We start from the raw sequence: 13,024 nt of genomic DNA, 5'->3' as shown, positions 1-13,024 counted from the left end.
AAAAGATATTAGTCAATATGAATATTATTTTTAGGGAAGTTGATCCTTTTAATTGTTGGATATGGGTCAGGTTTTCAGAATCACCAACTCAAGATGAAAAAAATTATTTAGATGGTGTTTTTGATAGTTGGTACGTTTTAGGAAGGTTAGGTGGATTTAATTCTGAAAATTTGCAAACTCATGAAGAGGGTTCCGATCTAAGTTGGATGTCCTACGATAATGAACAAAAAAATTCATCTCTTCCAGCCTTAATGCATAATTTAGGAATTATGGAATATCAAAACCTGTGGGGAAGATGTTGGGTTGATTTTGGAACTTCAGACTCCATTTCAATAGATATATTAATTAATTCTTTGAATGAGATATCAAATAATTATGTAAAAATTGAAGAGTTAATTATTGGGGGTGAAAATAATGATTGGGCAATTGAAGAACATGAAGATTTAGTTTTTAAAGATTAAGTGTTTTAGATGGAAGACTTAACAAGATTAATTATTTGCCATGAGAGAATTAAAAATATAAAGAACAAAAACTTAGAACTTTCTAAAGAAGAGGCTCATTATTTAAATAAAGTAATGAGGATAAAAAATGGTAAAGAAATATTTATAGGTAACGGGGAGGGTTCATTATGGAAAGCAATAAAAGTTAAAAATGATTGTTTGGAAATAATTCAATTAAAAAAACCTTACTTATTTCAAGAAAAAGAAATTTTCTTATTAGGCATAGCTGTTGTTATACCAAAAAGTGGGTTTGAGGATATTTTAAAAATGTGTACTGAAATAGGAATTGATTTTATACAGCCATTATTTTCAGAAAGACAGGTGAACAAAAATTTAAATTTTTCAAGAAAACTTTTGAGATGGAATTTAATTATCAAAGAAGCAGTTGAGCAAAGTGAGAGATTATGGAAACCATCTATTTTAAATGGAATGGATATTATTGAATGGCTAAAAAGTAGAGATAATCAAGAAAGAGTTTCAATTTCTATAACTAGAGAAGAAACACTATATGACTTAAATCAATGGTTAAGAAAACAACAAGAATTTGGAAGTAAAAAAGGAGGCATCTTTTGGAATGTAATTGGTCCTGAAGGAGGTTGGTCCTCTAAAGAAATTGATTTTTTTAATAGAAAAAATATTACCTTTGTTAAACTTTCTGACACTATCTTAAGAACTTCAACGGCTAGTATTAACGCATCATCAATTCTAAATCAGTGGAGAACTGATTTAGAATTAAGGGATTAGATAAATATGGATTTAATTAGAAATCAATTTTTTATAGGTTTTTGCATTAATTTTATTTTGATTTATATATTTTGCAAGATTCCTTTGATGACGAAAAGTGGTTGGATAAGTGCAGGAATTTTAGGCACAATTTTGTGGGGATGTTTGTCTTGGCAGGGATGGATGTCAGTCGTAATTTATTTATTATTTGGATCTCTCGTTACCAAAATAGGTTTTAAATTTAAAAAAGAACAAGGAATAGCTGAAAAAAGAGGTGGGAGAAGAGGCCCTGAGAATGTATGGGGCTCTGCAGCTACAGGATTATTTCTTGCCATTATGACCAAATTTAACGCTGCCAACGTAGTGTTCTTTAAAGTAGGTTTTGCTGCAAGTTTTGCTGCGAAGTTGGCGGATACTTTTGGTAGCGAAATTGGAAAAAGATTTGGTGAAGACACATATTTAATTACTTCATTTAAAAAGGTTGAGAGAGGTACTGAAGGTGGAATAAGTATAGAAGGAACATTATCTAGCGTTTTGGGATCAATAATTATGGCTTTTATAATGCTTCGTCTATCAATTATTTCTACAAGATATCATTTTATAGTTGTTATGATTTCTGGATTCTTGGCCACACTTTCTGAGAGTATTATTGGTGCTAAATTTCAAAATAAATATAAATTAAGTAATGAATTAGTAAATGCTATTCAGACAAGTATTGCTTCTGTTTTTGCTATCTTTGCTCTTTTTTTATATTCATATTTTTTAAATTAAAAATATTTGGAAAGTTCTAGGATTCCTTCCATTTTGTAAGAATCTCCCAGCTCTTCAGTCTTTGGAAAAGCCAGAAATGACCTTCGGAATTGAGATGAATTCCATCATGCGTAATCCAATTTTTACTTCTTTTATCAGAGTACATTTCTCTAAAAGTAGGCAGAAATGGGACATTCTGATTGAGGCATACTTCCTCCATTCTCCTTTCATAAGAATTACAAAAATCATTTGAGTACCATAGACATCCTGCGAACGGCATTTTGCTTTCATCAACAGGTGTCAGACCAATAACAAAGACATTTGTTTGAGAGTTCATTTCATTAATAAGTCTCTCTAATCCATATTCAAATCCATCTATATCTAATTGATGTCTTCCATTTTTCTGACCAATTGCTGCAGTGTCGTTAAGACCAACATTAAGCAGAATTGCTTTAGGTTTATTTCTTCTCGTTTCTCCTCTAGATGACCATTCTTTCTCCCATCTAGATGAAACTTTTTCTATCCCATCTCCCCTTACGCCAAGTTGATAAATTACTGGACCATTTTGGCTGTTGCACCAATCTTTTCTAAGCCTCTCACACCATCCGCCACCTTCATTATCTCCCCATCCATAAACTGAACTATCTCCAATTACAACTAGCTGTTTTGGTAAACTAAACACTATAACCGGAAAAAAATAATTACTTGATTCAACAAATTATTCTTACAAATCAAGTTAAACTATTTTTGATTTTACCATTTATTAATTCGCCAACTATTGCGATGGAGCTATAAGCTATTAAAACTATGGTAACTTCTTGCCATGCGAAGGAACTTAGTGATTCTTGCAATTGCCAACCTAGACCAACACTTCCGATAACTCCGACAATTGCAGTTTCTCTAATAATAATGTCAGATCTATAAGCGCAATATGCTAAGTAACTTTTTGCTTGTTGAGAAAATAAACCTAAAAGCCAACTAGTCTTTTTTGAAATTCCTAGAGATTTCATCGCAATGTAATTTTTCCTGTCTTGGCTTTCTAGATTTGTAAAAAGTAATTTGCTTGTAATGCCAGCGTTGTGTAGACCTAATGTTAAAGCGGCTAAAGATAAAGAAGGATTATTAAAAGTTAATAGAATTAGAAGTATTACAGGTGTAGGTATTAAACGTAATAAAAATGCAAAAGTTTTGATAAGAATTTTAGAAGTATTGTTGTTAAAAATTCCTATTACCAATGGAGGTAAACTAATTGCGATTGATGTTGATAAAAGACTTAAAATTATTGTTTCCAATATAAGTTTTAAGAAATCAAATAATCCTAATTCTGAGCTTGATTTAATTAGAGAATTAATGGAATTAAAATTTTTAAAATTATTATTAAAAATAAAATAAAGAAAATATGAAAAAGAAAATAAAATTGTTATGAAAAAAACTGCAATAAAAAAAATAGATAGGATTTTATTTGTAGTATTAAATTTTATTTTTTTGAATATTAATCCAGAAAGAATTATCAAAATTGCTAAGGACCATAAATAAGTCCATAACTCTCTAAAATTTAAAGTTTGGAAAGATAAAAAAATACTGGTACCTATTCCTCCAATCCCAAAAAGTCCTAGAATCACAGTACTTCTTATTGAACACTCTAATCGATATAAACCAAAGTTTTTAAATGTATTTATTATTGGATTCCATATTAAAGTTAGTAAAGAAGAAAATTTAGGTGCATTTATTTGATTTATAGATTCAAAACTTTTGTAGTCAATAGTTTCTAATTGTTCAGCAAAAACTTTTGAATTTACAGCAATATAAGGTATACATATAGCTATTATTCCTATCGAAAAATTTATTCCATATATTTGCATTAATAGTATTCCCCAAACCACTTCGTGTATAGATCTAATTATTGTTAGAAAAAACCTTATAATGCGGTAGAAAAAATTTGGAATATTAAAGATTTTATAAAAAATATTTGAGGAAATTATTCCAAAAATTGCTCCAAAAATAATACTTACTAACCAACTAAAAAAACCAATTAAAATAGTTTCATTTAATCGCTTAATTACGGTAATAATAATTTCATTATCGATCTTGGGATTAAATGCAGAAATTAAGAAATCTTGGAATAATTTAAATCCTCCAAAATGAATATTGTTTATTAATTGATACCCTAGAGGTATGCATACCAAAATTGGAAGAAAAGATAATGAGGTATAGTTTAATTTTAATTTGTTCAACTAATTAAAATATTTCCTCTAAATGAATCTTCTTTAAGTTATTTCTTTTGATATTGAAAAAAATTTTACCATCCCTTATTCCAATAACTTTATCGAAATCGTTCAGTAAATCTAATCTATGTAATGCAACTAATACTGTCTTTGGGGATTTTTTTGTATTATTTTTATCTACATTTTCTAGCAGAAGGTTTTTAATTGTTGTTATCAATTTGGGATCTAGATTATTAAAAGGCTCATCTGCAAGTAATATATTTGATTCTTGAATTAATGATCTAGCTATAGCCACCCTTTGTTTTTGCCCCCCAGATAGTTTTCTGATTTTTTTATCGTAAATAGAGGTATGAAGTCTACATAATTTCATATATTTATGCGCCTTCTTAAAAGAACTTATATTTAGTAAATTTTTAAAAGCGAAATAAAAATTGTTTTCCGCTAGTAGTCCACAATTAACATTTTGTTCTGCAGAGAGATCTTCTATTAATCTTAAATCTTGCCATATAGTTGTTATTTTACTTTTCTGCTTTCTATCTAATTCCTCGAAACTTTTATTGAATAATTTAACCTCACCTTGAGTTGGCTTGATAGTGCCATTAAGTATTGATATAAGTGTAGTTTTTCCTGAACCGCTTTTACCTAAAAGTGCAATTTTTTCCCCAGAATTTATTTTTAGATTTACTTTATTAAGAATCAGATCATTTTTGTATTTATAAGAAATATTTTCTAATTCTAAGACAGTATTATTATTCATCTAATTTTATTTAATTTCCTCCCGATTTCCTCTATATTTTTATATTGTTTTGATTCTGCCTTTATAAATCTTTTTGCATTGAACATATCTAATATCTGTTTATGTGATTTTTGCTTTGTATCTAAATTTAGAATTACTGATGTAAGTTCTTTTGTAAACCCTTCCCCGAATCTATTTTCAAGATCACCTTGAGCTACCCAATGATAGTCAACATATTCTGGTGTGATCCAGAATAATTCTGAATTACTTGTTCTTTTGGGATTATTTTTAAGATTGTTTTCCCAAACCAGTTTATTTAAAGCTCCAGCATCAAATGCCCCACTATTAACTAAAGCTAAAGTGGCATCATGACTCCCACTAAAACCTGCTTTTTTTCCTTTAAAATGTTTAATTTCTACCCCTGCTTGATTTAAAAAATATTCTGGCATTAATCTTCCAGAAGTTGAGTTTTCAGAGCCAAAAGTAAATCTTAAATTCTTAAGTTTTTTAAGTCCTTTAATGTTTGAAATTGAGTTAAGTTCTAAATTTTTATTTACTATAAAAACACTTTTAAATTCCTTATCGATATCTCTTTGAGCTATGACAATTGAATTAGGTGTTTGTAATCTTGCTTGAACTCCTGATAAACCTCCAAACCAAACTAAATCTAAATCTTTAGTTCTAAATCCAGTTACTGCTGCAACATAATTAATAACAGGAATGTATTTAACTTCTACATCAAGTTGTTTGGATAATTCTTTTGAAAATAAATTAAATCTTTTGTCCAAAACATCTTGGTTTTGATCAGGTATTGCTCCAACTTTTAAAACTTTGGGATTTGAAAATACAGGTGATGAAGAAACAGAAAATAATAGAGATGCACTTACTAGGAAACTCTTTAAATTAAACATAACTTAGTTAATTTAATAGTATTCAGAGATTGCCTTTTCAAACCTCTTTAGTCCATCTTTTATTTTAATCTCTGAAGCTGCACAAGATATTCTTATACATTGATCAGCTCCAAAAGCTTTTCCAGGTACAACAACTAATCCGTAATCTTGAAGAGCTTTATTGCAGAAATCAACAGAAGTAATTGAGGAGTTGGGTAATTTTGGAAATGTGTAAAATGCTCCGTTAGGTTCTTCAATATAAATCCCATTTATATTATTAAGGCCCTCATAGAGAAGTCTTCGTCTTTGATCATAATGGCTATTTATCATTGAAAAATACTCATTATTAATTTTTAAAGCCTCTAAAGCACCTTTTTGAACAAAAGAGCAAACATTACTTGTACTTTGACTTTGTAATGCTGAGGATGCTTTGATTACATCTTTGGGACCTACTAAATAACCTATCCTCCAGCCAGTCATAGCCCATCCTTTCGCAAACCCATTTATTATAAAAATTCTATCTTTTAAGTCATTTGCTAATGAAGATAAACTGTAGTGTTTAAATTCTTTTTTAAGGATTAGTTCGTAAATCTCATCAGAAAGAATATTGATATTTGGATTTTCTCTAGCTAAATCGGCAATTTGTAATAATTCTTCCTTTGACATAACTCTTCCAGTAGGGTTATTGGGAGAATTGATAATTATAAATTTAGTTTTTGAAGAGATTTTAGACTTCAAATCTTCTATATTTATTTTGAATCCATCTTCTGCAGAAGAATTTGTAAAAATTGGCTTCCCACCCGCCAATCTAACCATCTGGGGATAACTTAACCAATATGGAGAAGGAATAATAACTTCGTCTCCAATATTTAACAAGACTTGGAAAAGATTATATATTGCTTGCTTAGCACCATTTGTGACCATTACATTTTCAAATTCATAATTTAAATCGTTTTGAATTTGAAGTTTATTTGCAATTGCTTTTCGGAGATCTAAATTCCCCGCTGCGGGTCCGTATTTTGTAAATCCATCAAATATAGCTTTACTTGTAGCCTCTATAACTTCTTTTGGGGCATCAAAATCAGGTTCACCTGCACTTAAATTGCAAATATCTACTCCTTCTGCAGATAATTGATTTGCTTTAGCACTTATCTGCAATGTAAGAGAAGGCTCAATTGCAAGTGCCCGATCAGATAAATTAACTTGACTCATTGACTTATGACTTTTCAAATATGACTTTTAATAATGACAAATGCATAAATTAAGAATAAATAAAACTATCACACTATGGTTTAATTTAGTTCATTTTCTTAATCTATTTTATTTTCATGTTTTGAGTTCTTAAGATAAAAATATTTAAAGTTTTATCTTCGGTGAAAAGATTAGTAATTGGGAGAGGAAGTGTATTTGCAGATTTGTTAGTAATTGGTGAGGCACCTGGAGCACAGGAAGATTTAGAAGGAAAACCTTATGTAGGTAAATCTGGTAAGTTATTAAACGAATTATTAATACAAGCTGGAATTGATTATAAGAAGGATGTTTATTTTTGTAATGTAATTAAATGTCGTCCACCAAATAATAGAAAACCCACTGCTAGAGAAATTAATATTCATAAACCTTGGTTATTACAGCAAATAAAGTTAGTCGACCCAAAATTTATATTACTTACTGGTTCTACTGCTATGAAAGCTATTTTAGAAGTTAAAGATCCTATAAGTAATTTAAGAGGTCAATGGATTAAAAAAGATGGGAGAGAAATTATGGTAATTTTTCATCCATCTTATTTGTTGAGATTTCCTTCAAAAGAAATCAATAAACCTTACTATCTAACTTTGAAAGACCTAGAGAATGTAAGTGGTAAACTATATGCCGTATAATTTAGTGAAATCCTTTTTGAATATCAAGAATTTTAATGTCATTAACTCAATCAAAAGAGGTTAATAGTCTCTCCAAAAGATATTCAACTCATATTGAGAGAAGGATAACTAGAACAGTAATGGTGGGCGATGTAGCTATTGGAAGTGATTATCCAGTAAGAGTTCAGTCGATGATAAATGAAGATACAATGGATGTCGAAAATGCTTACTTAGCTATCAAAAGACTTCATGATGTGGGTTGTGAAATAGTAAGGTTAACTGTTCCTTCCTTAGCACATGCCAAAGCAGTAGGAGATATAAAGGCAAAATTATTAGAAAATAATATCAACACCCCCTTGGTGGCTGATGTTCACCATAATGGTATGAAAATTGCAATGGAAGTTGCAAAACATGTTGATAAAGTAAGAATTAATCCTGGATTGTTTGTTTTTGAAAAATCAGACCCTACAAGAACTGAATATACAGATGAGGAATTTGAAACTATTAAGCAAACAATACTTAAAAGATTTACCCCTTTAGTTGAAGTTTTAAAGGCTGAAAACAAAGCTCTAAGGATTGGAGTTAATCATGGGTCTCTATCTGAGAGGATGCTTTTTACTTATGGAGATACGCCATTAGGAATGACAGAATCTGCGATGGAGTTCGTCAAAATATGTGATGAGCTTGATTTTCATAACATTATTATTTCTATGAAAGCTTCTAGGGCTCCTGTCATGATGGCAGCTTACAGAATGATTGCAGACAGGCTTGACTCAGAAGGATATAACTATCCCTTACATTTGGGAGTGACCGAAGCTGGTGATGGTGATTATGGAAGGATTAAAAGTACTGCTGGAATTGGAACGCTTTTAGCAGAGGGATTAGGAGATACCATCAGGGTTTCCTTAACAGAAGCTCCAGAAAAGGAAATACCAGTGTGCTATTCAATTTTGCAATCTTTAGGATTAAGAAAAACAATGGTTGAATATATCAGTTGCCCTAGTTGTGGTAGAACACTTTTCAATCTAGAAGAAGTTGTAGATAAAGTTAGGAACGCCACCTCACATTTAACGGGTCTAGATATAGCAATAATGGGATGTATTGTTAATGGGCCAGGAGAAATGGCAGATGCTGATTATGGTTATGTTGGAAAAGGTAAAGGAACTATTGCCTTATATAGAAGGAAAGAAGAGATAAAAAGAGTACCTGAAGATGAGGGGGTTAATGCATTAATCCAACTTATTAAGGATGATGGGAAGTGGATTGATCCTTAAGGATTTGTCAAAATTTTGAATTATAAATAAATTCTTTTTATAATAAAAAATATCGAATTATTTGAAAATAAGAAAATTGCTTAAAAAAAAATTTATATTTCTGTTTGCGACATCCTTTTCTGGACTATTCTTAAATAATTTTGCAGAGGCAACAGTTTTAAATAATAGTTATAAAGAAGTAATTGATCATGTTTGGCAAATTGTATATAGAGATTTTCTTGATTCAAGCGGCAAATTTCAAAAGTCCAATTGGATTAATCTAAGAAAAGAAGTTTTATCAAAAACATATTCAGATAGCAATGAAGCATATGATGCGATTAGAGATATGCTTTCTAACTTAGATGATTCTTATACAAGATTTTTAGAACCTAAGGAATTTAATCAAATGAGAATCGATACCTCTGGTGAATTAACTGGAGTTGGTATCCAAATAGTTAAAGATAAAGAATCTGATGATTTAATAATTATTTCTCCCATAGAGGGCACCCCTGCCTTTGATGCTGGAATTAAAGCTAGAGATAAAATATTATCCATAGATGATATTTCTACTGAAGGTATGAATATTGAGGAGGCCGTGAAATTAATAAGAGGACAAAGAGGTACTAAAGTAAAGCTTGAAATTCTTAGAGGTTCTAATTCCTTTTTTAAGATTTTATCAAGAGAAAAAATTGAAATAAAATCTGTATCAAGTAAAGTCAATCAAACCAAAAACGGCTTATCAATTGGCTATGTAAGGATTAAACAATTTAATGCAAATGCATCAAAAGAGACTAGAGATGCTATTAAGGATTTAGAAACAAAAAAAGTCGCAGGATATGTTCTTGACTTGAGAAGTAATCCTGGAGGTTTATTAGAATCAAGCATTGATATCTCAAGGCACTTCATTAACAAAGGAGTAATAGTAAGCACTGTAAGTAAAGATGGTTTAAAAGAAACAAAAAAAGGAAACGGTCAAGCTTTAACAAAAAAGCCCTTAGTTGTGTTGGTTAATGAGGGTTCTGCTAGTGCTAGTGAAATAGTCTCTGGTGCAATAAAGGACAACAAAAGAGGAAAATTAGTTGGGAAAAAAACATTTGGTAAAGGTCTAGTTCAATCTATGAGAACATTAGTTGATGGTTCAGGTCTAACTGTTACAGTTGCTAAGTATTTAACTCCGAACGGCACTGATATAAACAAATCTGGAATTATTCCAGACATAGAAGTAAAAATGAATATAAACCCTATACTCCAAAGAGAGATAGGAACGAGAAAAGATAAACAATATAGAGCTGGTGAAAAAGAGCTAATAAATATAATTAATAGAAAGAATCAGATAAGTGAATTTAATCCTGACACTACAAATCTTAATGCATTCCTAAAAATTAATAAGGAAGATAAAGTATTTTCATTAAATTAATTACTCATATCCAGCATTCTCTTTATTGGCACATAAGCTCTTTTTATTATTTCTGGGTCTAGTTCGATAGACGGGGAATTATTTTTCAAACAATCAAGAATTTTTTCTAAAGTATTTAATTTCATATATGGACACTCGTTACATTTACAACCTTCTACATCTGGGACTTCAATAAAAATTTTATTAGGTTCTTTCTTTTTCATTTGATGGATTATTCCAGGTTCAGTTAGTACCATATAAGTTTTAGATGGATCTTTACTTACGAAATCAAGCAGCTTACTTGTTGATCCAATAAAGTCTGAGAGAATTAGTAAATTTTGACTACATTCAGGATGAGCAATTACTTTTGATCCTGGATTTTGATATTTTAATTTTAGAAGTGCTTCTTCACTAAATGATTCATGAACAATGCAGCTGCCAGGCCATAATTTAAGATCTCTTCCTGAATTTTTCTGTACCCACCTCCCAAGGTTCTGATCTGGCGCAAATATTATCTTTTTATCTTCAGGTATCTTTTTAATTAATGAGACTGCATTACTGCTTGTACATATCAGATCACTTTGAGCTTTTACTTCTGCAGTACAATTTATATAACTTACGACATAGTGATCTGGATTTTCTTCCCTGAATTTTTGAAATTTATCTGAAGGACAATCGTCTGCTAATGAGCATCCTGCGTCAATATCTGGTAATAGGACTGTTTTATTAGGGCTAAGTATTTTTGCGGTTTCGGCCATAAAGTGCACACCGCAAAAAATTATTATATCTGCGTCATTATTTGCAGCTTTCCTAGATAGATCTAATGAATCGCCAATAAAATCTGCAATTTCCTGAATCTCTGGAGCTTGATAATAGTGCGCAAGAATAATTGCATTAGCTTTTTCGCAACGCTCCTTTATTTCAGAAATCAAATCCTCTTCGTTTTGAACTGATTTCTGTTTTGCAGTAGAAGTTATACTGGTCAGGATTTAGAATATCTCTAAATAGATTATATGCCTTTAAACAGAAAAAATTCTGACAAATTTAAAAATTGCTATTGTTGGTGACTGTCATGGTCAATGGTCTGAATTAGACTTGAAAGTTTTATCGATTATCAAACCAAATATTGTTTTATTTGTTGGTGATATTTCTGATGGAAGTGTCAAAATAATTAAAAAAATCAATGAGATCAAAATTCCTACTTTTGTGATTTTAGGAAATCATGATAGAGGGAGAGATTCTACAGGTGAAACTCTCTTAAAGCAGATACGTGTTCTTGGTCAAAAATATTGTGCATGGGATTTGAAAGTTTTTAATAATCAAATAAATTTATTGTCTGCTAGACCATGTAGTTCTGGCGGCGGCTATTATCTTTCAAAAGAAGTTAAAGGCGTTTATGGACCTATAACAGAACAAGATTCAATAAATAAAATTATCAAATGTTCAGAAGAGACTGTTGAAGAAATACCTCTAATAATTATGTCTCATGCTGGTCCTTCGGGTTTAGGTTCAGAGCCTAAAAGCATTTGTGGGAAAGACTGGAAATTACCCTCTTTAGATTGGGGAGATAGAGATTTGTCTGCTGCTATTTCTCAAATACAAAAGAGAAGAAAAGTTGATGTTGTAATTTTTGGTCATATGCACAACCGGCTTAAAAGAAATCTTGGTTTAAGAGAGATGTTTAAAATTGATAGCAAAGGAACAATTTATTTCAACACTGCTGTAGTACCAAGATATAAAACTGATGAAGATGGGAAATTGCTAATTAACTTTTCATGGATTGAATTTGAAGATAAGGAATTAAGGCATGTTTCTCATCGATGGTATTCAGAGTCTGGTGAAATTTGTGAAGAAGATAAATTTTTTTAGGTTTAAATATTTCTGATCATATTTTAAGTATTTTTGGGCTTTTCATATCTTGAAAATAATGTTTGAGATAAGATATAACCCGCAATTCCTGCGGCTGTAAAAGCTAAACCATTTTTAAATAAAGGTAATAAATCATTTGTTCTGGATATTATCGGTGCCAAACCAAAAATTCCAAATAACATTCCCCATAAAGGAGAAAGAAGAGCTAAAAATCCAATTGATATGACTTGACCTTCTTTTCTTGGGGCAGATGCGAAACCTGCTACTAAACCTCCAAGAATCGATGTACATAAAGTCCATATATATTGCTCTTTGGGTAGACCAGGGACAACTTGGCATCCTCCTCTTTCGAGGCAAATCTTTACTGAATCAATTGCATCTAATACTGCACCATCCTCACCATGATCTTTAACATAGTATTGGTTGCCAAATCTTGTTTGAAGTTCAACCCAAAATAACCTTGGCATAAAATTAAAATAAGCCTCTCCTACGTTAAAGTTCAGCAAATTCCCCCCTCTAGGATCCGCAACTATCAACAAACTTGTCTCATCTAAATCCCAATAGTCCTTTATTGCACTACCAGGAGAACTTTCAAACTGAGATAAATATTTAATTTTCCACCCACTTTCAATTTCTAGATTGTTGAGCTTTTCCTCTAAAGATTTTTTCTGATTAGGGCTTAATGTTTTAGCTAAATCAATTACTGGTGTTTTTTCTTCTGGTAAGAGATTTGGATTATTTATAGCAAAAACAGGTTTATGTGAAATTAAAACTAATATAGATAGAAATATTCCTAATAAATAGTTAATCTTTGAAGGCATAAATA

The 13,024-nt window shown here is 30.7% G+C and carries 14 protein-coding genes; 7 read left to right on the top strand and 7 right to left on the bottom strand.

Going from position 1 to position 13,024, the window contains the following annotated elements; translation table 11 throughout:
• The first annotated feature begins 17 nt into the window (after window positions 1–17).
• The 3 genes from BS621_RS01340 to BS621_RS01330 are packed head-to-tail and all read left to right on the top strand — an operon-like array spanning window position 18 to window position 1,994.
• Window positions 18–461 (top strand): DUF3531 family protein, encoded by a 444-nt coding sequence (locus BS621_RS01340; RefSeq protein WP_077141545.1) that lies wholly within the window; start codon window positions 18–20, stop codon window positions 459–461.
• A 9-nt stretch (window positions 462–470) separates the two neighbouring features.
• Entirely contained in the window at window positions 471–1,244 is a 774-nt protein-coding gene (locus tag BS621_RS01335) for a 16S rRNA (uracil(1498)-N(3))-methyltransferase (RefSeq protein WP_077141544.1), read from the top strand.
• A 6-nt stretch (window positions 1,245–1,250) separates the two neighbouring features.
• A complete protein-coding gene (locus tag BS621_RS01330) occupies window positions 1,251–1,994 on the top strand; it encodes a TIGR00297 family protein (RefSeq protein WP_077141543.1) in 744 nt (247 codons plus the stop codon).
• A gap of 16 nt (window positions 1,995–2,010) precedes the next feature.
• On the opposite strand, the gene BS621_RS01325 is transcribed toward BS621_RS01330, so the two are convergent.
• From BS621_RS01325 to BS621_RS01305, 5 genes are read right to left on the bottom strand one after another with little or no spacing between them, the layout of a single operon-like run.
• Complete coding sequence (locus BS621_RS01325) at window positions 2,011–2,655, bottom strand: GDSL-type esterase/lipase family protein (protein WP_077141542.1); 645 nt, start codon at window positions 2,653–2,655, stop codon at window positions 2,011–2,013.
• Window positions 2,656–2,704: 49 nt separating this feature from the next.
• Window positions 2,705–4,207, bottom strand: coding sequence for a PhnE/PtxC family ABC transporter permease (locus BS621_RS01320; protein ID WP_077141541.1), 1,503 nt, complete (start codon window positions 4,205–4,207; stop codon window positions 2,705–2,707).
• Window positions 4,208–4,211: 4 nt separating this feature from the next.
• Window positions 4,212–4,955: an ATP-binding cassette domain-containing protein gene (locus BS621_RS01315; protein WP_077141540.1), complete on the bottom strand. Its 744-nt coding sequence runs from the start codon at window positions 4,953–4,955 to the stop codon at window positions 4,212–4,214.
• Window positions 4,952–5,845 carry a putative selenate ABC transporter substrate-binding protein gene (locus BS621_RS01310; RefSeq protein ID WP_077141539.1) on the bottom strand — a complete coding sequence of 298 codons (894 nt, stop codon included), beginning with the start codon at window positions 5,843–5,845 and terminating at the stop codon, window positions 4,952–4,954. Before BS621_RS01310 ends, BS621_RS01315 begins: the two co-directional genes overlap by 4 nt.
• A 12-nt stretch (window positions 5,846–5,857) precedes the next feature.
• On the bottom strand, window positions 5,858–7,036 hold the full coding sequence (locus BS621_RS01305) for a pyridoxal phosphate-dependent aminotransferase (protein WP_075450033.1): 1,179 nt from the start codon (window positions 7,034–7,036) through the stop codon (window positions 5,858–5,860).
• A 161-nt stretch (window positions 7,037–7,197) separates the two neighbouring features.
• On the opposite strand from BS621_RS01305, the gene BS621_RS01300 reads away from it, so the two are divergent.
• From BS621_RS01300 to BS621_RS01290, 3 genes are all read left to right on the top strand, one after another.
• The gene (locus tag BS621_RS01300; protein WP_077141538.1) at window positions 7,198–7,701 is read left to right on the top strand and encodes a uracil-DNA glycosylase; all 504 of its coding nucleotides are present in this window, start codon (window positions 7,198–7,200) and stop codon (window positions 7,699–7,701) included.
• Window positions 7,702–7,736: 35 nt separating this feature from the next.
• Window positions 7,737–8,954 carry a (E)-4-hydroxy-3-methylbut-2-enyl-diphosphate synthase gene (ispG, locus tag BS621_RS01295; protein WP_025890605.1) on the top strand — a complete coding sequence of 406 codons (1,218 nt, stop codon included), beginning with the start codon at window positions 7,737–7,739 and terminating at the stop codon, window positions 8,952–8,954.
• A gap of 61 nt (window positions 8,955–9,015) precedes the next feature.
• The gene (locus tag BS621_RS01290) at window positions 9,016–10,350 is read left to right on the top strand and encodes a S41 family peptidase (RefSeq protein ID WP_077141537.1); all 1,335 of its coding nucleotides are present in this window, start codon (window positions 9,016–9,018) and stop codon (window positions 10,348–10,350) included.
• Here BS621_RS01290 and nadA read toward each other — a convergent pair.
• Window positions 10,347–11,306: a quinolinate synthase NadA gene (gene nadA, locus BS621_RS01285; RefSeq protein WP_077141536.1), complete on the bottom strand. Its 960-nt coding sequence runs from the start codon at window positions 11,304–11,306 to the stop codon at window positions 10,347–10,349. The two genes, BS621_RS01290 and nadA, sit on opposite strands and share 4 nt — an antisense overlap.
• A gap of 118 nt (window positions 11,307–11,424) precedes the next feature.
• Here nadA and BS621_RS01280 point away from each other — a divergent pair, with 118 nt between their 5' ends.
• Window positions 11,425–12,198, top strand: a complete 774-nt coding sequence (locus BS621_RS01280; RefSeq protein WP_237071837.1) for a TIGR04168 family protein — start codon at window positions 11,425–11,427, stop codon at window positions 12,196–12,198.
• A 23-nt stretch (window positions 12,199–12,221) separates the two neighbouring features.
• Here the strand turns inward: BS621_RS01280 and BS621_RS01275 are convergent, their stop codons facing one another.
• Window positions 12,222–13,019, bottom strand: a complete 798-nt coding sequence (locus tag BS621_RS01275; protein WP_011818183.1) for a hypothetical protein — start codon at window positions 13,017–13,019, stop codon at window positions 12,222–12,224.
• Between the last annotated feature and the right edge of the window lie 5 nt (window positions 13,020–13,024).

This window comes from Prochlorococcus sp. RS04 (assembly GCF_001989455.1).
In the GTDB taxonomy this organism is placed as follows: Bacteria; Cyanobacteriota; Cyanobacteriia; order PCC-6307; family Cyanobiaceae; genus Prochlorococcus_A.
Note: the sequence above shows the minus strand (reverse complement) of the source record. Positions and strands in the feature narration are given on the sequence as shown.

Coding starts and splice junctions, on each gene's coding strand:
- BS621_RS01340 (WP_077141545.1), top strand. CDS start 18: ATGAATATTATTTTTAGGGAAGTTGATCCTTTTAATTGTTGGATATGG.
- BS621_RS01335 (WP_077141544.1), top strand. CDS start 471: ATGGAAGACTTAACAAGATTAATTATTTGCCATGAGAGAATTAAAAAT.
- BS621_RS01330 (WP_077141543.1), top strand. CDS start 1,251: ATGGATTTAATTAGAAATCAATTTTTTATAGGTTTTTGCATTAATTTT.
- BS621_RS01315 (WP_077141540.1), bottom strand. CDS start 4,955: ATGAATAATAATACTGTCTTAGAATTAGAAAATATTTCTTATAAATAC.
- BS621_RS01310 (WP_077141539.1), bottom strand. CDS start 5,845: ATGTTTAATTTAAAGAGTTTCCTAGTAAGTGCATCTCTATTATTTTCT.
- BS621_RS01305 (WP_075450033.1), bottom strand. CDS start 7,036: ATGAGTCAAGTTAATTTATCTGATCGGGCACTTGCAATTGAGCCTTCT.
- ispG (WP_025890605.1), top strand. CDS start 7,737: ATGTCATTAACTCAATCAAAAGAGGTTAATAGTCTCTCCAAAAGATAT.
- BS621_RS01275 (WP_011818183.1), bottom strand. CDS start 13,019: ATGCCTTCAAAGATTAACTATTTATTAGGAATATTTCTATCTATATTA.